Consider the following 20781-nt stretch of genomic DNA (forward strand, 5'->3'; position numbering starts at 1 on the left):
AGACGCGGTTTCGGGAAAACCCACACGCCTTTGCAGGGCCTTATCTAAATAGTATGAGGATTGAAACGCGCCTTTCGCAGGCCGTTCATGTCGTCGGATGAGTTGAAGCTGCGCCGGCCAGCCGTCCCACATGGCTGACCGACGCGGCTTCTTACTCCCCTCGCGGGAAGCGCTGTTTTTCTTCAACCTCGTTGAGATCCATGTGATTGCGCATATAGCGCTCAGACGCCTTTTGCAGCGGCTGGTAATCCCATGGGAAGTACGACCCGTTGCGCAGTGATTCATAGACAATCCAGCGCCGCGCCTGACTTTCACGAATGGCAGCATCAAACGCGTCCAAGTCCCAGCGCGCAGCACGCTGCGTGCGAAAGGCTTCAAGCTGATCGGCACAGGCCGGATCGGTTGCCAGATTGGTCAGTTCATCCGGGTCCGCGTCCAGATCAAAAAGCTGTTCGGGATCAAGCGTGCAATAGGTGTATTTCCACTTGCCTTCGCGAATGCAAACCAGCGGGGCATAGGATCCCTCGGCGGCATATTCCATCAGGACCGGCTCAGAACGTGGCTTGCCATCCAGCATCGAACAGAGCGACACGCCATCGGTCCATGGCTGCACCTCGTCCATGGAAATGCCAGCGAGATCGGCCACGGTCGGGGTGACATCAAGGCTTGAAACCGGATCGGTATAAAGGCCCGGCGCAATCCCCGGCCCGGCCATCATCAAGGGCACGCGGGCCGAACCTTCGAAGAAGCTCATTTTAAACCACAGGCCGCGTTCACCCAGCATATCGCCATGGTCGGAAACAAAGATAATGATGGTGTTATCAAGCTGCCGGGTGGTTTCAAGCACCTCAAGAATCTGACCGACCTTTTCATCAATATAGGAAATATTGGCAAAATAGGCCTGACGCGAACGACGGACATTTTCATCGGTGATGTCAAAGGCCGTATGGTCGCTTGCTTCCATCAGGCGTTTTGAATGCGGGTCCTGATCATCAAACTCAAACGGTGCGACCCTGGGGGCAAGTTCAGGGCAGTCTTCATACAGATCCCAGAATTTCTTGCGCGCCACATATGGATCGTGCGGATGGGTAAAGCTGACCGTCAAACACCACGGACGGTCATCATGGCCGCGTGACAGGTCATAAAGCTTGTGGGTCGCGTTATAGGCAACCTCGTCGTCATATTCCATCTGATTGGAAATCTCGGCCACCCCGGCCCCGGTGACAGACCCCAGATTGTGATACCACCAGTCAATGCGTTCGCCCGGTTTGCGATAATCCGGGGTCCAGCCGAAATCAGCGGGATAAATATCGGTGGTCAGGCGTTCTTCAAACCCGTGCAACTGGTCAGGCCCGACAAAATGCATCTTGCCCGACAGACAAGTGTAATACCCCGCACGACGCAGATGATGCGCATAGGTCGGGATGTCAGAACTAAACTCGGCCGCGTTGTCATAAACCCGCGTGCGGTTGGGCAGTTGCCCCGCCATAAAAGACGCCCGTCCCGGCGCGCAAAGTGGTGAGCCTGTATAGCAATTGCGGAAACGCGCAGAACGTTCGGCGAGCTTGCGCAAATGCGGCGTATGCAAGAAATCGGCGGGACCATCCGGAAACAGCGTACCATTAAGCTGATCTGCCATCAGGATGAGGATATTGGGGGACGTCATTTGGTCATGCACTCCTTCAAAGGATGCACCCCACCCGTCACCGCCGTTGCAGCATCAGCAAAGGAACATCCCGTGGTCTTTTTGCGCGGATCAACTCAAGTGCGGCCCGCCCCTTTTTGGTGTTTTTATTAGGGACGTATTGTTATTCCGCTTGACGTTGAACGCGTGGCATACATTAAATTCATAAATCAAACTCCAAAGAAACCCGGTGTTTTTTAATCAACTCCATAAAGAATTTTTATGATGCAAAGACCGCTGGACATTGGTTGGCTGAGAATTTTTGAAGCGGTCGGACGGCTTGGCAGTTTGACGCGGGCGGCCAATGAACTTGGCCTGAGCCAACCTGCCGTGACCTATCAGATCAAGCGGGTCGAAGATCAGTTGGGGGTATCGCTGTTACATCGCTCGCAAAGTGGCAGTCGATTAAGTGACGCCGGTGAGATTTTGTTTGAAGCGGTTCAGGCCAGTGTCGAGGGTATCGACAAAGCCGTGCGCGATACCCGACGCACCACACAGGATCATGCCGTTCGGATTTTTACCGATTTCGGGTTTGCCGCATTCTGGCTGATGCCCCGTGTTACGGGCTTCAGGCGGCTTCATCCCGAGGCGGAAGTCCATATCATCGCATCGCAAAGCCTTGATGATGCGATGGCACGCGAAACCGATGCGGCCATGCTGTTCGGGGCGGCCGACGATTTCCCCGAGACTGCAAAGCTTCTGATCCCAGAGCGCGTCGTGCCGGTCTGCACGCCGGGTTTTCTGGAACGGTTCGGGCCATTTGACAACCCGGAAGACTTTGCACGCGCGCCGTTACTGCATCTTGAAGTGGACGGAAAATCACGCTGGCTGACATGGGAAAACTGGCTTGCCGATCACGGGATTGACCGCAAACCGGCCCAAGGCGACCTTGGCCTGAATACATATGGCTTTGTCATTCAGGCGGCCCTTGCCGAACAGGGGGTTGCGTTAGGCTGGCGGGGGTTGGTCGACCATCACCTTGAACAAGGATCGCTCGTGGCAATTGGACCGGAAGTCTCGCGCAGGGATCGGGGATACTGGGTTGTTCCCAGCCCGGCAGTCAGCACGACAACCACGACGCTTTTGAACTGGTTGATCAACGAGACCTGAGCACCTTGGGGCCAACGGCACCATAATTCTTTTGCTGCATCAAGGCGCAAAGGTCTTTTACACTGACCATTACACACGATTTCAATCGCATGGGGGAATTCTGATGTCTGAACATGGCTATAACAGTGGTCGGCTGAACTTGCCGTTTGTTGGCATATCAACCTTTTCAAAAAGCCCCTATGTCGAAAACTGGGATGCGATTGATGCTGATGTCGCCGTCATGGGCGCACCGTTTGATTTCGGCACCCAGTGGCGGGCGGGTGCGCGGTTTGGGCCGCGTGGCATTCGTGAGGCATCGACGTTGTTTGCCTTTGGCCATGCCGGGGCCTATGACCATGAAGATGATGTGACCTATCTTGAAGGGGTCCGGATGGTCGATATTGGGGATGCCGATATCATTCATACCGACACGATCAACAGCCACGCCAATATCGAATTTGGCGTGCGCAAGATTTTGGCAGCCGGCGCCCTGCCCGTGGTGCTGGGCGGTGATCATTCGATCAACATTCCCTGCATCAATGCGTTTTCCGACGAAGAACCGGTACATGTGGTGCAAATTGATGCCCATCTGGATTTCGTTGATGAACGCCACGGGGTGCGCAATGGCCATGGCAACCCGATGCGCAGGGCCATTGAAAAGCCGTGGGTCACGGGCATGACCCAACTTGGCATTCGCAATGTGTCCTCGACCGCCAAGGAGGGCTATGACTATGCCCGTGAACAAGGTTCCGACATTTTATCCGTGCGACAAGTGCGTGCTCTTGGTGTCGAGGGCGTGCTTGACCGTATTCCGGCCGGAAAGCGATATTACCTGACGATTGATATTGACGGGTTTGATCCGTCGATTGCGCCGGGTACGGGCACGCCAAGCCACGGCGGATTTCTGTATTATGACGTGCTGGAAATCATCGCAGGCCTTGCCAAGCGCGGCGATATTGTTGGCATTGATCTGGTGGAGGTCGCACCCGACTATGACCAGACCGGATCGACCGCCATTCTGGCCGCCCAGATATTGCTTAACACCATCGGGCGAATTTTTGTGGCGCGGAAGTAGAGGTTAGCCCGAAGAGCCCGCTGGGCGAGATCCCCGCCTTCGCGGGGATGACGGTGTAAGGCGTTACGGCCAGTTGGCTTCGGGTGGAAGTGACATCAGGATGGCTTCGGTATTGCCGCCGGTCATGAGGCCAAAGCGCGTACCGCGATCATGGAGCAGGTTGAACTCGACATAGCGGCCGCGCTTGATCAGTTGGGCGCGGCGGTCGTCATCAGACCAATCCTTGTTGTAGTGGCGCTTGACCAGTTCGGGATAAATATCGCGAAAGGCGCGGCCGACATCCTGGGTAAAGGCAAAGTCCGCATCCCAGTCTGCATCAAGATAATCATAGAAAATCCCGCCAACACCGCGCGGCTCACCCCGGTGCGGTAGCCAGAAATATTCATCGCACCATTTTTTGAACCGGTCGTAATAGTCATCATTATGGGCATCACAGGTGGCCTTGAGAGCCCCATGGAAATCAGCGGTGTCTTGATCCTTGGGGAAAACCGGGGTCAGATCTGCCCCACCGCCAAACCATGCCTTGGTGGTGACGATATGGCGGGTGTTCATGTGGACGGCCGGAACATGGGGCGAGCATGGATGGGCGACCAGTGAAATTCCCGCAGCCCAGAAGTTGGGGTTTTCATCGGCACCGGGGATTTCCTTGCGGAATTTTTCGGAAAATTCGCCGTGTACGGTGGAAATATTCACCCCGACCTTTTCGAACACCCGGCCCTTCATGACCGACATTTCGCCGCCCCCTTCATCGGTGCCGCGTTCCCATGTGGTGCGTTCAAACCGCCCGGCAGGGCGATCGGCCAGCGGGCCTTCGTAACTGTCTTCGAGGGCCTCGTAACTGGCACAGATGTCATCACGCAATTGACGGAACCAGTCCCGGGCGGTTTGTTTGCGCCGGGCAATCACGGCATCGTCGACCTTATGGTCCGGGCCCGTTTTCATTGCCTTTTTGGCAGCAGTCTTTGCGTCCGTCATTGCGTCACTCATCTGGTTCATTTACTCGGTTGGCTTGGTTTCAAGCTTCGTTTCCGGGCCTGAAGGAAAGCCGTTCGTCTGTCTGAGCGCTTCGCCCAGTGTCATTGCCGTTGCCATTGCCACGTTAAGCGAACGCATTTCCGGCTGCATGGGGATGACCACACGCGCATCGACATAGTCATGCACCTGATCGGGGACACCCTTGCTTTCCGATCCCAGCATCAGAATGTCATCTGCGCGGAATTCGAAATCACAATACGGTTCGGCCCCCTTTGTTGTCAGCAGCACAAGCCTGCCTGGAAGCGTTGCGTTTTCACGCGCCTCGACAAAGGCCCGCCAATCGGCATGGCGTATATAATCGGCTTTGCCCAGATAATCCATACCGGCGCGTTTCAGTGCTGCTGAGGTCAGCAGAAATCCGCACGGCTCGATGATATCGACAGGCAGGCCAAAGCAGGCGGCCATGCGCAGGATGGTGCCGGTGTTTTGCGGGATATCGGGTTCAAACAAACAAATTCGCATGAGTTCTTTAGGGGCTGTTGATAATCAGGATGTCGCTGCGGCGGGATCGTATTTTTCCAAAGGGATTGCCGCCCAAGGGCGCGAACTCGCGTCCCTCGTCCTTGAATATGCCGAGCATGTCCTACGTCCTCAATCCTAATTTCGCACCCTTGGGCGACAACCACGACGGCACCCTGATTATCAACTGCCCCTAGAATCGTTGGGAATGCAATGTCGAATCATATCGGCACAGACAGATAATTACCCGTTAATACCCCTATTAGACTTTTTTGGAATATCAAAAGCGAAAGCCGCAACCCGTTGGTTGATAAAGGGCCGAATACCGGCAAATACACTAGGTTTTACCGAATTGTGCAGTGCGAAACCGGTTAATCTTATTGAATGCAAACAAATTGCAACTCCAAGTTCTCCTTAACAAACCGAATTTTTGTTAGTATACGGAGCGTCAAACAGGCCTAAAGGCTTTTGGCAGCAAGATTGTTTGATTTTCTTCAAGGGAAATTAAACATGGTTGGCCTAAGCTTTGGTTTGGGCATTCCGCATGCCTGTTTTGGGGGCAGAAAGAGGGATTAATTATGTCGCAAACGGTGCATTCTTCCGGCGAACACCAGCCGGACGAGAACCGCAGGGATTTCCTGACCATGGCGACCACAGCAGTCGGCGCAGTTGGCGTTGGTTGTGCGTTGTTGCCGTTCGTGGACAGCATGAACCCGTCCAAGGACGTTCTCGCACTTGCCTCGGTTGAGGTTAATCTGTCCAACATCCCGGTTGGACAGGCAGTTAAAGTTATGTGGCGAGGCAAACCTGTCTTCATCCGCCATCGTACCGAACGCGAAATCAATGAGGCCAACGAGGTCGCATTGAACGAACTCGTCGATCCGCAATCGGATGACGCGCGTGTCACGAAAAAAGAATGGCTGATTGTTGTCGGCGTCTGCACCCATCTGGGCTGCATCCCGACGGGCACGGCCACAGGCGAAACCCGTGGTGATTTTGATGGCTGGTACTGTCCATGCCATGGCTCGCACTATGATACGTCGGGCCGTATCCGCCGCGGCCCCGCGCCGTTGAACCTTGTCGTGCCGGAATATGAGTTCCTCACCGACACTTCGGTCCGGATCGGGTAAGGAGCAGGTAGATGAGCGCACCTCAGTGGAATAATAAAGTGGTAAAATGGGTCGATGACCGTCTTCCGGTCATCTCCATGTTGCACCACTCTGCATATGAATATCCGACCCCGAAAAACCTGTCCTATATGTGGAACTTCGGTTCCCTGGCCGGGTTTGTTCTGGTGACGATGATCCTCTCCGGGATTTTCCTGGTGATGAACTACACCCCGCACACCAGCATGGCGTTCGAATCCGTTGAACGCATCATGCGTGATGTGAACTATGGCTGGTTGATCCGCTATATCCATATGAACGGCGCTTCGATGTTCTTCATCGTTGTCTTCCTTCATATGTTCCGTGGCCTGTATTACGGGTCATACAAGGCACCGCGCGAAATGCTGTGGTGGATCGGTATCCTGATCTTGCTTGCGATGATGGCCACCGCATTCATGGGCTATGTCCTGCCGTGGGGCCAGATGTCATTCTGGGGGGCGACGGTTATTACCAACCTGTTTTCCGCCTTCCCGATCATTGGTGATCCTCTGGTGACCTGGCTTTGGGGTGGTTTCTCGGTTGATAATCCGACGCTGAACCGGTTCTTCTCGCTGCACTATCTGATGCCGTTCGTCATTCTGGGCCTTGTTGTCCTGCATGTCTGGGCGCTGCATAGTGTACGTTCGAACAACCCGACCGGTGTGGAAATCAAATCGCCGCAAGACAGCATTCCGTTCCATCCTTATTACACCATCAAGGATTTGTACGGTCTGGGCGTGTTCCTGATCTTCTTCTCGGCGTTTGTGTTCTTTGCACCGGATTATCTGGGGCACCCGGACAACTACATCCCGGCGAACCCGCTGGTCACACCGCCGCACATCGTGCCGGAATGGTACTTCCTGCCGTTCTATGCGATCCTGCGTTCGATCGATTTCTCTCTGTTTGGAATTCCGGCAAAGCTGCTTGGTGTCCTGGCGATGTTTGCATCGATCGTGATCCTGTTCGTCATTCCGTGGCTTGATACCTCCAAGGTGCGCAGCTCGAAATTCCGTCCGGTGTACAAATGGTTCTTCTGGCTGTTTGTCATCGATACCTTCATCCTCGGCTATTGCGGGGCGAAGGCACCTGATGACTACTTCCTGGGTATTCCGGGTCTGAAAGTCATCGTGATGGGGCAGCTTTCAACGCTGTATTATTTCGCGCACTTCCTTGTGGTCATGCCTTTGGTTGGAAAAATGGAACGAACCAAACCGCTTCCTGCAAGCATCAGCGAATCTGTTTTGAAGGAGGGTGCAAATGCGTAAGTTCGCACTGACCGCAATTGCGACCGCCTTCGCGGTAACCGCATTCACTGGTGGAACTGCCAAGGCAGCCGGGGACTCCCCGGTGCCGCCGGCACAAGAATGGAGCTGGCAGGGCCTGTTTGGCACCTATGATCGTGCCCAGCTGCAGCGTGGCTTCCAGGTCTTCAAAAACGTTTGTGCCGGCTGTCACAGCCTGCGCTTCATTGCCTTCCGTAACCTTGAAGGCATTGGGTTTAACGAAGACCAGATCAAGGCGATCGCGGCCGAGTATGACATCGAAGATGGCCCGAATGACGATGGTGACATGTTCGACCGTCCGGGTATTGCGGCTGATTACTTCCCGTCCCCGTTCCCGAACGAAAAAGCTGCGGCTGCTTCGAACGGTGGCGCGATTCCGCCGGATCTGTCCTTGATGAACAAGGCCCGCGTGAATGGCCCGGATTATGTCTTCGGCCTGTTGACCGGCTATGAGGACGAAGCACCGGAAGGTTTCGACCTTGCGGACGGGAAATACTACAACCACTATTTCCCGGGTCATCAGATTGCCATGGCACCGCCGCTTTATGATGAAGCGGTCGAATACACCGATGGCACGCCGGCAACCGTCGAGCAGCATGCGCGTGACATCACCGCATTCCTGAACTGGACGGCACAGCCGGAACTTGAAGAACGCAAGGCACTGGGCATGAAAGTGATCCTGTTCCTGATCGTTCTAACCGCCATGCTTTATGCGGTGAAACGCAAAATCTGGCGCGACGTCGAACACTAGGACTTCACGCTCAGACCACGATTTGGAAAACAGGCCGCCTTCGGGTGGCCTGTTTTTTATGCACGGTTTTCAGTAGGAGAAATAGGAAACGACCAGACGGTCGATCTCGCCGCTGTTGCGCATGTCGCGCAATACATCATCAAGCGCATCGGCAAATTGATCGCGATAGGGCCAATTGCCATCCGGGTCGGGGCCAAAGGCGACGTAACCGAATTCATGGCCGATGATCGCGACCTCGTTAAACAGGCGTGCGGTGTCTTTATCAACAGCCAGTTCACGCATGCCTGCGAGTATCGCCATGCGTTCATTGACATAGCAATCCACCCTGCCCGCCATCAGCAGACGCAGATTGCTGGCTGTGGTGTTGGCTTCTTCAAGGGAAATGTCCCCCGCATCAACCATGGCAAAAAATTCATCCCCGGCCAGAAGGTAGCCCGCATTATTGGTAAAGCGCGCCCCTTTGAAATCATCGGGGAAGACATTCAGCAGGTTGCTTTGTGCATAATCCTTGCTGCACATCACCACCACCGTTTCGCGCAAGATTGGGATGGAATAACGTTCAACCCATTCACGATCCTTGCGCTTATAGGGCGGGAAAAATCCCATCACCTTGCCATCTTCAAGCAGGTCCATCCCGCGCCGGAACGGCACATTGACCAGATCCAGACGATAGCCGGGCATCCTGTCAAACGCTTCTTGCAGGATGCGGACATAGATACCGTCAGGCGTATCACCATCGAGAAACGCATAGGGTGCGTTGCTGTCTTCGGCATAAAGCGTGATGGTGACGGGTGTGTTGCTGCCCTGCAAAGATTGTGCGGCCACGTCAAACGCCCCGCCGATGACATGCCCGACCAGCATGCAGCCCATAAACCTGACAGTATTGCGCAACGTGGATTTGAGGTTCATGGCCTTATTATGCAGGCAATCGCAGGGGGTCTGTCAAATGGCTTGGCGTAACAATTGATGTCAGCTCAGTCGGGCCGTTCAGACGACCTATCACATGATGGGGACTCCAGATCCCCGGATTGCCGGGCCTGCTGATGGGCCGTGCAGGCATGTTTGCTTGAATGGGGGCGGTTGCCCTCTGCCGGGCGCAAGGGGGGGACCGTTACCGGAATATGGACAAGGCGTCTTTTGCGCGACGGGGTGCCGGAACTGGCATAAAGCTGCTTGCCGGCCTCGACAATCGAGACACCGGCAAAGGCCTTGAACAGGCGCGATCCGATGTTTTCGAACACCTGCGACCAGCGCAAAAGCAGCCGCCTGCGGGTGGGCGGCATGAAAAGTGCGCGGCTGTGCTGAACAGGCAGGAACATGTTTTCGCGCATCAGGTTTTGCAACTGTGACACGCTATAGGGATGGCCAAAGCCAAATGGCGTTTTTTCCGACCAGGACCAAAGCGAGCTTCGGTTTGGCGTTACCACGACAATCCGGCCATTGGGGGTTAGCACCCGCCAGCATTCGCGCATCAGTCGCCGCATGGAATCGGAATGTTCCACCAGATGCACCAGAAGAATGCGGTCCACCGAACTATCGGGCAGCGGCAGCATGGTTTCTTCGGTCAGGGCGACATGGTTGGTTTCGCCCGCGGGCCAATGCACGCAGCCCTGGCGCGCGGGCATGAATGCCATGACGCGCTCTGCCTCGCCAATAAACGGGCGCAGATAAGGCGTGGCATAGCCAAAGCCCAGCACACGCATGCCCCGTACATCCGACCACATGACGCGCAAACGCCTGCGGATCAGTCGGCGGGCGGCTTGCCCGAGGCTGCTGGCATAAAAACGGTGAAGATCAACGACATCCTGACGCATGGCACCAGCCTAACATTCCGATTGCGGGACGGGAATATTTTTGCGCAGGTTGCCTGCCCTGTTTTGCATGATTGTTTCAAGACAGGGGATGCTGATAGTCTGCTCGGCAACAATTCATTGCATTTTGAGGTACGCCATGGCTGCGGGCGAAGTGATCGTCATTCCGTGTCTTTCAGACAATTACACCTATCTTGTGCGCTGCCACCGCAGCGAGATGACCGCTATCATCGATCCGGGTGAAGCGGCACCTGTAATCGCCGAGCTGGAAGAACGCGACTGGTCGCTTGATCTGCTGATCAACACCCATCACCACCATGACCATATTGGCGGCAATGCAGAGCTGATTAAGGAATATGGTGCAAAGCTTCTGGGCCCTGGCGCCGAAACCGCGCGCATTCCTGACATGGATGAAACCTGTGGGGAGGGTGATCAGGTCCTGATCGGGGAACTGGAAGGCCGGGTGTTTGATGTGCCGGGCCATACCAGCGGACATATCGCGTTTTATTTTCCGGCGATCACTGCATTGTTTTCCGGGGACAGCTTGTTTGCGCTGGGTTGTGGCCGGTTGTTTGAGGGCACACCGGAACAGATGTGGCATTCCTTGCAGAAATTTCGCAACCTGCCGCCCAGCACGCAGGTTTATTGCGGCCATGAATATACCCAGGCCAATGCGAAATTTGCCAAGACGATCGAACCGGACAACCCGATTTTGACCGCGCGCTGTCAGGACATTGACGGGCTTCGCGCACGTAACATTCCAACCATCCCATCGCGCATTGATGTCGAACTGGCAACCAATCCGTTCATGCGCGCCGATGAGCCGTCGGTCGCTGCGGCCCTTGGCATGAGTGGCAAAAGCCCGGTTGAGGTCTTCACCGAGATTCGCAAGCGCAAGGACAGTTTCTAGGAAACAATCGGCGGATCAGGCCATCTGTTTGAACAATACGTTCTGATCAAGCAGATAGCGCGAAAACAGTGGTAGACTTGCCGCACCAATTGCGCGTGCGGCACTGCCGACCCGGCCCTGTTCTATATGCGGGCGATCAATGCCCTGCAGGTCGAGTTCGTTTGTCGCCGCCCGGGTTGCCTCAACAATTCGCGCACATACATCGGCCGGGAAACCACCATCAACGATGACTGCTTCAAAATCGATGACCGAACACACCGAGGTAATCGCAAACGCCAAACTGCGCGCCGTGTGATTGACCCAAATATCAAGCATATCGCCCAGCTCGCCCCAATAGTCGGGATCGCGCCACAGATTGGCTGGATCGTGTCCTTCACGGGTCAGCATTTCTTCCAGAACAAAAATCGATGCCTGATCAATCAACTGACTGGGATGCCCGCTGCGCGATGATACCGGCATGGAACCAAATGCCCCGGCATTTCCCGTGCGTCCGGCGTACAGCGCCTGATTAAGAACAACGCCACCGCCGATAAAAGACCCGACAAAGAAATAGGCAAAATCAGTGTAGGTCGGCCCCAAACCAAAGACGAGCTCCGCCCCACAGGCCGCCGTCGCGTCGTTTTGCTGAAACACCGGAAACGGTACAATGGCGCCGATGGTTTCAATCAAATCAACTTCGCGCCAGGCATTCATGTCTTCAACCGGGGCACCGACTTCATCGACCCAGTTCCAAAGTTCAAACGGGGCCGCGATCCCGATCCCGGCAATTCGATCACGTTGATCACGGTTCAGCCCGGCAGTGATCTGTTTGACTGAGTCTGTCACGAACCGACAAATATGATCGGGGGTGGGATATTTATAGGCCTCTTTGACCGAAGCCCGGACCGTCCCGACAAAATCAAGCAGGATCAGTTCGGCAGTGCGTCGCCCGATCTTCAGACCAAAGGAGTAAACCCCATCAGGATTAAGCGCCATTGGCACTTTTGGTTTACCGACCTTGCCGCGCACTGGATCTCCGCGCATCAAGAGCCCGTCTTTTTCAAGGGCGCGCATAATCACCGACACTGTTTGCGCAGACAGCCCGGAAAGTCTTGCGATATCAGCCTTTGAAAGTCCGGCATTCCGGCGCACCAGCGACAGTACAAGACGTTCGTTATAGGCACGCACGCGCAACTGATTTGCCCCGCCGCCCGGATGTAACGGGCGGTTGCCCTGATCTTCCACCCCGGTTGGCTCCGGGCCAGTCGATATGGTGTCCATCATTTCGTCCTCCCATTCGGGATCTTTATTGCCCGATTACCATTAACTGTGACAGGAATAATTAATAAATCAATCGGATTTATTAATTGACAGTATCCCGTATTTGGTGTGTCCTGTGACCCAGACAGGTTAAAGGCCCAACAAAAAAATGCGCGCCACCGCCTGTTGGAAAACAAACATCGTCGGCTACCAATGCCGACTATTCAGGTTAAATCCTGGGAGGAAACACATGAAAAAGTCACTTCTTGGCGCCACCCTTGGTGCGCTTGCTCTAAGCCTTTCTGTCGCACCGAATACGGCGAAAGCCGATGAAATTGGTGCATGTCTGATCACCAAAACCGACATCAACCCGTTCTTTGTGAAAATGAAGGAAGGGGCATCTGCCAAGGCCGAAGAACTTGGCATCGATCTTTCGACCTTTGCAGGTAAAATTGACGGCGATCATGAAACACAGGTTCAGGCCATCGAATCGTGCATCGCATCGGGTGCCAAGGGCATCCTTCTGACCCCGTCCGACACCAAGGCCATCGTGCCCGTCGTCAAAAAGGCTCGTGACGCAGGCTTGATCGTCATTGCCCTTGATACCCCGCTTGAGCCGATTGATGCGGCAGACGCAACCTTTGCCACGGACAACTTCAAGGCCGGTGAATTGATTGGCCAGTGGGCCGCTGCCAAGCTTGGTGACGAGGCCGCGAACGCCAAAATTGCCTTGCTGGATCTGTCGCCGAGTGCACCGTCTGTTGACGTGCTGCGAGATCAGGGCTTCATGAAAGGATTTGGCATCGATATCAAGGACCCCAACAAGATCGGGGACGAGGATGACCCCCGGATCGTTGGCCATGACGTAACCAGCGGAAACGAAGAAGGCGGCCGTACCGCGATGGAAAACCTGATGCAGCGCGATCCAGACATCAATGTCGTCTATACGATCAACGAACCTGCCGCGGCAGGTGCCTATGAAGCCCTTAAATCCTTTGGCATGGAAGAAGGCGTTCTGATCGTATCGGTTGACGGTGGTTGCCCGGGTGTCGCCAACGTCAAGGACGGCGTCATTGGTGCGACTTCGCAGCAATATCCGTTGCTGATGGCGGCCAAAGGCATTGAGGCGATCAAAGCATGGGCCGATAGTGGTGAAAAGCCGCAGAACACCGAAGGCCTTAATTTCTACAACACCGGTGTAAACCTTGTGACCGACCAACCGGTAGATGGTGTGCCTTCCATCGATGTTGCCGAGGGCATGGATCGCTGCTGGGGCTAATGCTTAACTGATCCCGACCTGCTTCGAAGGAGGGCAGTTTTATTCCCTGCCCTCCTTGTCCCACTTTGCTTTATACTTGGTATGTCATCTGAACCTGCCATCAGAGCCGGGCAGATGGCGGTAAACGGGTCAGCAATACCTGATCCTGTTTTCGACCAGGCCCGGAGGAAACCATGAGCGAGACACAAAAATCGTCGCGCCAGAAACAGGAATTCGAGCAAACGCTTGAGTCCAGCGACAGCAACGTCGCCACGTTCGAACACAAACACCGTAGTCTTTTTGACAATGTGCAGCACTTCTTGCACGGAAACCCGACCATGGTTCCGGTGATTGTGCTGATAGTGTCCATCATCATTTTTGGCTTTGTTGCCGGCAGTAAATTCTTTTCACCCTTTAACCTGTCGCTGATCATGCAACAGGTGTCGATCATCGGTATTCTAGCAGCAGCGCAAAGCCTTGTGATCCTGACCGCAGGCATCGACCTTTCGGTGGGCGCAATCATGGTTCTGATGTCGGTCATAATGGGCCAGCTTGCCGTAACCATCGGCATTCCCGCCCCGCTTGCCATATTTGTCGGGTTTATCGGCGGGATCTGTGCCGGGGCTCTAAACGGGTTTTTGGTTACCCGGATCAAGCTGCCACCTTTTATCGTGACACTGGGCACGTGGAACATTTTCTTTGCGCTCAACCTTTGGCTTTCGGGCGCACAATCAATCCGCAGCCAGACGCTTGATGAAGTCGCACCGCTTTTGAAGTTTTTCGGCGAGAGCATTGCCATTGGCGGAGCAAGGATCACCTATGGTTCGATCCTGATGTTAGTGATTTTCGGAGCGCTTTGGTACATCCTTAATCACACCGGTTGGGGGCGGCATGTTTATGCAATCGGCGATGACAAGGAAGCCGCCGAGCTGTCCGGCATTCGGACCAACCGCACTCTCATCACGGTCTATGGTCTTGCCGGACTTGTCTGTGCCATTGGTGCATGGGCATCCATCGGGCGGGTTGGATCTGTCTCGCCGCAAAGTTTCCAGGAAGCCAATTTGCAGTCGATTACGGCTGTTGTGATTGGAGGCATTTCGCTGTTTGGGGGGCGTGGTTCGATCATCGGTCCATTGATCGGGGCATTGATCGTTGGCGTGTTTAACTCCGGTCTTCGCCTGGCGGGTGTGGATGTCCTGTGGCAGGTCTTTGCGATTGGCTGGCTGACCATTATCGCCGTCGCCATTGACCAGTGGATCAGAAAGGTGTCGTCATGAGCAACACACAACAACCTGTTCTCAAAGCGCGTGGGATCGTCAAACGCTACGGCCGGGTGACGGCTCTTGATCATGCTGATTTTGACCTTTATCCCGGCGAGGTTTTGGCGGTGATCGGTGACAACGGTGCAGGAAAATCATCCCTGATCAAGGCACTATCGGGGGCGGTCTCCATTGATGAAGGCAGCATCGAGCTTGACGGTGAACCGATTGGCTTCACATCACCGATGGAAGCCCGCGAAGCCGGTATTGAAACCGTTTATCAAAACCTGGCGCTATCGCCGGCACTTTCGATTGCTGACAACATGTTCATGGGCCGCGAGTTGCGCAAGAAAGGTTTCTTGGGCAAATACTTCGGTGCCCTTGATCACAAGGAAATGCAACGACAGGCGCGGGAAAAACTGACCGAACTTGGCCTGATGACCATTCAGAACATCAATCAGGCGGTTGAAACACTGTCAGGTGGACAGCGCCAAGGCGTTGCCGTTGCAAGGGCGGCGGCCTTTGGATCACGCGTGGTGATTATGGACGAGCCAACAGCAGCCCTTGGGGTTAAGGAAAGCCGTCGCGTACTGGATCTGATAGCCGATGTGAAGGCGCGCGGCATGCCGATTGTGCTGATTTCACATAACATGCCCCATGTGTTCGAGGTGGCGGACCGTATTCATGTGCATCGGTTGGGCAAACGGCTTTGCACGATCAAACCCGATGATTACAGCATGTCGGATGCGGTTGCCTTCATGACCGGTGCAAAGCAACCTCCCGGACAGGACGCAGTGGCGTAATGGAACGCCGAACCGCTGATCCACGCCAGACGGACACCCTATATTTATGACACCTGACATTGACGCACTGGCGAGCCGCATTCGTGCCAGACAAACTGACGATCAACGCATTCTTGTAGCGATCGTCGGGGCACCAGCATCGGGCAAGTCAACCTTGTCCGACCGGCTTTATCATCATCTGGGGGGTGATAAAGCCGGTGCTGCTGTTGTGCCAATGGACGGTTTTCACTTTGACGATGGCATCCTTAAGGAACGCGATCTTTTGCCGCTCAAGGGTGCGCCAAACACCTTTGATGTCGGCGGGTTGAAACGCACGCTGATGGCGCTTCGCGAAGACGGCGGGGAAGATATCTATGTCCCGCTGTTTGACCGGGAACTGGAAATTTCGCGCGGCTCGGCGCGAATGATTGCGCCCCGTCACAAGATCATCTTGGTCGAAGGCAATTACCTTCTTCTGGATCAGGCCCCGTGGGATCAGCTTCGTGATCTGTTTGATCTGTCGGTCTTTCTTGCCGTGCCAGAAGACGTTCTGCGGGTGCGCCTGATCAACCGTTGGCGCAGCTTTGGTTTCGATGATGCCACCGCCACCCAAAAGGCAGCAGCCAATGACCTGCCCAATGCCGCGACCGTCATTCACAAAAGCCGCCAAAGCGATATCACATTTAAAAACGGGTGATGAAATCCCCATCCACAAGGGTGGTTGCCAACCAGTCGACGACGGCACGCACATGGGGCAGATGACGCTTGTCCTGATGGATCAGCAACCAGACTTCGCGCCCATCAGGACGATAACCATCAAGGCGGCGCAGGAATTCAGCCCTTTCGCCCACACATAACGGCAACACGGCACAACAGGCATGGCCGGCCATCATGGCAACCATGATCGATGCCTGATTGGCATAACCGATTGTTGTTCGATGTGGAAAATGCCGGGCAAGCCATTGCTGTTCGGGTTTGTCCGCAAGGGAATCATCAAGATCAATCCAGGGCAGCGTTGCCGGATCAACGGCATCAGCAGACATGCCATCAAGATTACAATAAATACCAGATTCAAGATTGCCGATCCGGCGAATATGAAAGGCGCCGCCATCGGGCCGCGCAAGGCGAATGGCAATATCGGCTTCACGTTGGGGCAAGTTAAGATTGCGGTTGGCGCCAATCAGCTCAAGCGCAATTTCGGGATAGCGATGATGTAACGACGCCATATGCGGCGCGACGCAATTTTGCAAAATCGCCCCCACCCCGGTCAACCGAACAACGCCACCAACCGATAAGGCATTCGGATCTGCGACCGGCTCTTGCGCCAAGAAATCCAAAACGTTGCTTTGCATCTGAAGGGCTGTCTGCAACAGGGTTTGGGCGCGCGGCGTTGCGACAATCCCCGGGCCATCGCGGCGTAACACCGCATATCCGACCCTGTCTTCCAACCGGGCAATCCGCCGTGCCACTGTGGTCTGATTAACGCCAAGTTCGCGGGCAGCTGCACTCATGTTCCCGGATTGGCAAACATGGACCAACGTCCGCAACCCTTCCCAATCCAGCGACATCAACGATCCTTTCTCTGCATTTACGCAGAGGATAGTCGAATTACTGCCGATGGAAAATGCAAATTCGCAGATTGATAATGGGACATCACTTCAGACAAACCAAGGAAGCCCGATATGACTGCGAAAACCATTTTTGACCTTGCCGCCGCGTCGCTTACGACGGGAACCCCAAAAAATGCACCGCTTATCATCATTGATGCCCAGGAAGAATATCGCGACGGTAAATTGAAATTGTCCGGCCTGGCGCCCGCCCTTGCCAATATTCAGGATCTTTTGGCCCATTGGCGGGAAAATGACGGCACGGTCATTCATGTGCAGCATCATGCCACGGGTCTGTTTGATCCAACCGGCCCCTATGCCGCCATTATGCCCGAAGTTGCACCGCAAGGCAGCGAAGCCGTTCTGACCAAATCGGTCCCCAGTTCATTTGGCGGAACTGAACTTGAAAAACGGCTTGAGGACGGTGATTTCAAACATGTCGTGCTGACCGGCTTTATGACCCATGTCTGTGTTTCAACCACTGCCCGGGTCGCCAACGAAAAAGGATACGGGGTGACTGTCGTTTCAGACGCCACCGCAACACGCGACCTGCCCGATGCCATTAGCGGTAAAACCGTTCCGGCAGCCGATCTTCATCAACATGAACTGACCATGCTGGGCGATACCTTTGCCAAGATCGTAACGACCAAAGACGTTCTTGCCGCATAACCCGCCCAATTCCCCGCCAAATAAAAAACGCCCCGCATGTCTGGCGGGGCGTTTTGGTCCGGGTTCTGCGTGCTGAACGCAATCAGAACATATGCTGACCGCCATTGATTGACAGGCAGGAACCGGTGATGAAGCCGGAATTGGGGCCGCACAGATAGAGGATCGCTTGGGCGATTTCATCGGCTTCGCCCAATCGGCCGACCGGGATTTTCGCAACGATGCCTTCAAGCACCTTTTCCGGAACAGCGGCCACCATGTCGGTGTTGATGTAGCCAGGTGCAATGGTGTTCACCGTGACGCCCTTGCGCGCGACTTCCTGGGCAAGGGCCTTGGTAAAGCCATGCACACCGGCCTTGGCGGCGGAATAGTTGGTCTGGCCGAACTGACCGGCCTGCCCGTTGATCGAGGAAATGTTCACAACCCGGCCAAAGCCACGCGCACGCATGCCTTCAAGAACCGGTTTGGTCATGTAAAAGAGCGAGCTCAGATTGGTGTCGATCACCGCATTCCACTGATCGGTCTCCATCTTGTGCATGAAGCCGTCGCGGGTAATCCCCGCATTGTTGATCAGGATATCAATCGGGCCAACTTCGGACTCGACCTTGGCAAGACCGGCAGCACAGGCGTCCGGGTCGGCGACACTCCATTTATAAGCTGCGATACCTGTTTCATCGGTGAAGGCTTTGGCCGCCTCATCATTGCCAGCATAGTTTGCAACAACGGTGTATCCCGCGTCCTTGAGCGACAGGCTGATTGCCTTGCCGATACCGCGTGTGCCACCGGTTACCAGTGCTGTTTTTGTCATGGTCGCCTCCCTAAACTTCGTTCATCAAGCATATCTTCGTGACGATTTTCGTAGTTTGCCCTTCTACGACTAACGTAACTTTAATCCATAAATCCCATCATATAGGTAATTTTATTTCACCTCCATGATCTATGTCAGTTCAGTGGTTTAGTCTTTCGTCGCAGCGCAATATGCTCTGCCACAATGCAAACAGGGCATCCCCCATCAGGAGGACGCCCCGCAAGCCTAGAAATTCAGACGAAAGTTGCTGATTAGCGTTCGACGCACAGCGCAACCCCCATGCCACCACCGATGCAGAGCGTCGCCAGACCTTTTTTGGCATCGCGTTTCTGCATTTCATAGAGCAGCGTGGTAAAGACACGGGCACCTGATGCGCCAATCGGATGGCCAAGCGCAATCGCACCACCATTCACATTGACCTTGTCAGTATCCCAGCCCATATCGCGGTTTACCGCAATTGCCTGGGCAGCAAAGGCTTCGTTGGCTTCGATCAGGTCAAGATCAGATGCCGACCAGCCGGCCTTTTCAAGCGCCTTTTTCGATGCCGGGATCGGGCCAGAGCCCATGATCGCCGGATCAACACCGGCCGTTGCCCAGCTTTTGATCGTCGCAAGCGGGGTCAGGCCGCGTTTGGCAGCTTCATCAGCGGACATGACAACAAGGGCTGCTGCACCGTCATTGATGCCCGATGCATTGCCTGCGGTAACTGTGCCTTCCTTATCGAACGCCGGGCGCAGCTTGCCCATGCCTTCAACCGATGCGCCGTGACGCGGATATTCATCGGTATCAAAGACGATGTCGCCCTTGCGGTTCGCAATGGTGACAGCAGCGATTTCATCGTCAAAGCGACCTGATTTCTGGGCCGCTTCGGCCTTGTTCTGGGAACTTGCTGCGAAGGCATCCTGTTCTTCGCGTGAAATGCCCCATTTGTTGGCAATGTTTTCAGCGGTGTTGCCCATGTGATAGCCGTTAAAAGCGCACCACAGGCCATCCTTGATCATGGTATCGATGAATTTGACATCGCCCATCTTGTGCCCCGCGCGCAGATGCGCTGTATGCCCGGAAAGCGACATGTTTTCCTGACCACCAGCAACAACGATATTGGCATCACCGGTCATGATCTGTTGGGCGGCAAGGGCAACGGTGCGCAGCCCCGAACCACAGACCTGATTGATCAAAAATGCGGTTGCGCGATCAGAAATTCCTGCCCCCATGGCGGCCTGACGTGCCGGGTTCTGGCCCTGACCACCTGTCAGAACCTGACCGAGGATCACTTCGTCAACAGCGTCGCCTTCGACACCTGCGCGTTCCAGAGCGGCCTTGATGGCAACAGCACCCAGATCGTGGGCCGGCGTGTTCGCCAGCGTACCACTGAATGCGCCGATTGGTGTCCGTGCGGCACCTACAATTACGACGTCGGTCATGAGATCCTCCGATTAATCCTGATTACGTTTTCCCCGGATCGGGCAAAGTCTGTTTCGGGCCTTGCTCTGATCCAATGCTGATTTTATCGCACTGCAGCAAATTTCCAAGCACTGATCCTTACCACTTTCGGTCAGTCTCACTTTGCTAACTGAAACGGGAACAACATCCATGTCATTTAACAGGTCACACCATGAGTGTGTGCCTTAAAACCCTAGATCGCAAGCCCTGGTTCATCTTTTAGAACTTCTGTCACAATATAAGTGCGATACCAGACGATGTTGTCATCTACATCAAATAGCGTCTCACAAAGTTCGGTATATTCCGCCATATCGCGCATGTGCAGAACCAGTACCCCGCTGACTTCGCCGGTGACGATATAGCATTGCTGAACCACAGCAAGTTTGTGGACCTTGCGAATAAAGTCCTGACGATACTGGTTGCCGTGACGGTGAAATTCGAGATTGATGACGGCAACTAGTGGCCGTCCGATGTATG

The 20781-nt window shown here is 54.8% G+C and carries 21 protein-coding genes; 11 read left to right on the top strand and 10 right to left on the bottom strand.

Annotated features, from left to right (window positions below; all coding sequences use genetic code 11):
* Window positions 1-151: 151 nt before the first annotated feature.
* Window positions 152-1666, bottom strand: coding sequence for a choline-sulfatase (gene betC / locus JF44_RS0107425; RefSeq protein ID WP_033068331.1), 1515 nt, complete (start codon window positions 1664-1666; stop codon window positions 152-154).
* Window positions 1667-1909: 243 nt separating this feature from the next.
* On the opposite strand from betC, the gene JF44_RS0107430 reads away from it, so the two are divergent.
* Together JF44_RS0107430 and speB are read left to right on the top strand one after the other, a co-directional pair.
* Entirely contained in the window at window positions 1910-2794 is an 885-nt protein-coding gene (locus tag JF44_RS0107430; RefSeq protein WP_156111625.1) for a choline sulfate utilization transcriptional regulator, read from the top strand.
* A gap of 103 nt (window positions 2795-2897) precedes the next feature.
* Window positions 2898-3848 carry an agmatinase gene (gene speB, locus JF44_RS0107435; protein ID WP_033068333.1) on the top strand — a complete coding sequence of 317 codons (951 nt, stop codon included), beginning with the start codon at window positions 2898-2900 and terminating at the stop codon, window positions 3846-3848.
* 63 nt (window positions 3849-3911) lie between these two features.
* Here speB and hemF read toward each other — a convergent pair whose 3' ends face one another.
* Together hemF and JF44_RS0107445 are read right to left on the bottom strand one after the other, a co-directional pair.
* Window positions 3912-4790: an oxygen-dependent coproporphyrinogen oxidase gene (gene hemF, locus JF44_RS0107440; RefSeq protein ID WP_033068379.1), complete on the bottom strand. Its 879-nt coding sequence runs from the start codon at window positions 4788-4790 to the stop codon at window positions 3912-3914.
* Window positions 4791-4844: 54 nt separating this feature from the next.
* Complete coding sequence (locus tag JF44_RS0107445) at window positions 4845-5345, bottom strand: tRNA (cytidine(34)-2'-O)-methyltransferase (RefSeq protein WP_033068334.1); 501 nt, start codon at window positions 5343-5345, stop codon at window positions 4845-4847.
* A gap of 575 nt (window positions 5346-5920) precedes the next feature.
* On the opposite strand from JF44_RS0107445, the gene petA reads away from it, so the two are divergent.
* From petA to JF44_RS0107460, 3 genes are read left to right on the top strand one after another with little or no spacing between them, the layout of a single operon-like run.
* Window positions 5921-6472: a ubiquinol-cytochrome c reductase iron-sulfur subunit gene (gene petA, locus JF44_RS0107450; protein WP_033068335.1), complete on the top strand. Its 552-nt coding sequence runs from the start codon at window positions 5921-5923 to the stop codon at window positions 6470-6472.
* Between the two features lie 11 nt (window positions 6473-6483).
* The gene (locus tag JF44_RS0107455) at window positions 6484-7752 is read left to right on the top strand and encodes a cytochrome b (protein ID WP_033068336.1); all 1269 of its coding nucleotides are present in this window, start codon (window positions 6484-6486) and stop codon (window positions 7750-7752) included.
* Complete coding sequence (locus JF44_RS0107460; protein ID WP_033068337.1) at window positions 7745-8521, top strand: cytochrome c1; 777 nt, start codon at window positions 7745-7747, stop codon at window positions 8519-8521. The genes JF44_RS0107455 and JF44_RS0107460 overlap by 8 nt, the downstream gene beginning before the upstream one ends.
* Before the next feature lie 69 nt (window positions 8522-8590).
* On the opposite strand, the gene JF44_RS0107465 is transcribed toward JF44_RS0107460, so the two are convergent.
* On the bottom strand, window positions 8591-9430 hold the full coding sequence (locus JF44_RS0107465; RefSeq protein ID WP_081944365.1) for a substrate-binding periplasmic protein: 840 nt from the start codon (window positions 9428-9430) through the stop codon (window positions 8591-8593).
* A gap of 65 nt (window positions 9431-9495) precedes the next feature.
* The gene (locus JF44_RS0107470) at window positions 9496-10335 is read right to left on the bottom strand and encodes a methyltransferase domain-containing protein (RefSeq protein WP_033068339.1); all 840 of its coding nucleotides are present in this window, start codon (window positions 10333-10335) and stop codon (window positions 9496-9498) included.
* A gap of 136 nt (window positions 10336-10471) precedes the next feature.
* On the opposite strand from JF44_RS0107470, the gene gloB reads away from it, so the two are divergent.
* Window positions 10472-11242 (top strand): hydroxyacylglutathione hydrolase, encoded by a 771-nt coding sequence (gene gloB, locus JF44_RS0107475; RefSeq protein ID WP_033068340.1) that lies wholly within the window; start codon window positions 10472-10474, stop codon window positions 11240-11242.
* 15 nt (window positions 11243-11257) lie between these two features.
* On the opposite strand, the gene JF44_RS0107480 is transcribed toward gloB, so the two are convergent.
* Window positions 11258-12505 (bottom strand): ROK family transcriptional regulator, encoded by a 1248-nt coding sequence (locus JF44_RS0107480; protein WP_156111626.1) that lies wholly within the window; start codon window positions 12503-12505, stop codon window positions 11258-11260.
* A 226-nt stretch (window positions 12506-12731) separates the two neighbouring features.
* On the opposite strand from JF44_RS0107480, the gene JF44_RS0107485 reads away from it, so the two are divergent.
* The 4 genes from JF44_RS0107485 (at window position 12732) to JF44_RS0107500 (ending at window position 16477) form a co-directional block, all read left to right on the top strand.
* Window positions 12732-13760, top strand: coding sequence for a sugar ABC transporter substrate-binding protein (locus JF44_RS0107485; RefSeq protein ID WP_033068342.1), 1029 nt, complete (start codon window positions 12732-12734; stop codon window positions 13758-13760).
* 173 nt (window positions 13761-13933) lie between these two features.
* Entirely contained in the window at window positions 13934-15016 is a 1083-nt protein-coding gene (locus tag JF44_RS0107490) for an ABC transporter permease (protein ID WP_033068343.1), read from the top strand.
* Window positions 15013-15801: an ATP-binding cassette domain-containing protein gene (locus JF44_RS0107495; protein WP_033068344.1), complete on the top strand. Its 789-nt coding sequence runs from the start codon at window positions 15013-15015 to the stop codon at window positions 15799-15801. Before JF44_RS0107490 ends, JF44_RS0107495 begins: the two co-directional genes overlap by 4 nt.
* Before the next feature lie 46 nt (window positions 15802-15847).
* The gene (locus JF44_RS0107500; RefSeq protein WP_033068345.1) at window positions 15848-16477 is read left to right on the top strand and encodes a nucleoside/nucleotide kinase family protein; all 630 of its coding nucleotides are present in this window, start codon (window positions 15848-15850) and stop codon (window positions 16475-16477) included.
* Here JF44_RS0107500 and JF44_RS0107505 read toward each other — a convergent pair.
* Window positions 16464-17348: a LysR family transcriptional regulator gene (locus JF44_RS0107505; protein WP_033068346.1), complete on the bottom strand. Its 885-nt coding sequence runs from the start codon at window positions 17346-17348 to the stop codon at window positions 16464-16466. The genes JF44_RS0107500 and JF44_RS0107505 overlap by 14 nt on opposite strands.
* Window positions 17349-17462: 114 nt before the next feature.
* Here JF44_RS0107505 and JF44_RS0107510 point away from each other — a divergent pair, with 114 nt between their 5' ends.
* Window positions 17463-18056, top strand: a complete 594-nt coding sequence (locus JF44_RS0107510; protein WP_033068347.1) for a cysteine hydrolase family protein — start codon at window positions 17463-17465, stop codon at window positions 18054-18056.
* A gap of 82 nt (window positions 18057-18138) precedes the next feature.
* Here JF44_RS0107510 and phbB read toward each other — a convergent pair whose 3' ends face one another.
* The 3 genes from phbB to JF44_RS0107525 form a co-directional block, all read right to left on the bottom strand.
* Window positions 18139-18861: an acetoacetyl-CoA reductase gene (gene phbB / locus JF44_RS0107515; protein WP_033068348.1), complete on the bottom strand. Its 723-nt coding sequence runs from the start codon at window positions 18859-18861 to the stop codon at window positions 18139-18141.
* Between the two features lie 251 nt (window positions 18862-19112).
* Window positions 19113-20285 carry an acetyl-CoA C-acetyltransferase gene (locus JF44_RS0107520; RefSeq protein WP_033068349.1) on the bottom strand — a complete coding sequence of 391 codons (1173 nt, stop codon included), beginning with the start codon at window positions 20283-20285 and terminating at the stop codon, window positions 19113-19115.
* 212 nt (window positions 20286-20497) lie between these two features.
* The coding region (locus tag JF44_RS0107525; protein ID WP_033068350.1) for an Lrp/AsnC family transcriptional regulator at window positions 20498-20781 on the bottom strand (284 nt) is incomplete at its 5' end.

The organism is Thalassospira australica (assembly GCF_000763295.1).
In the GTDB taxonomy this organism is placed as follows: Bacteria; Pseudomonadota; Alphaproteobacteria; order Rhodospirillales; family Thalassospiraceae; genus Thalassospira; species Thalassospira australica.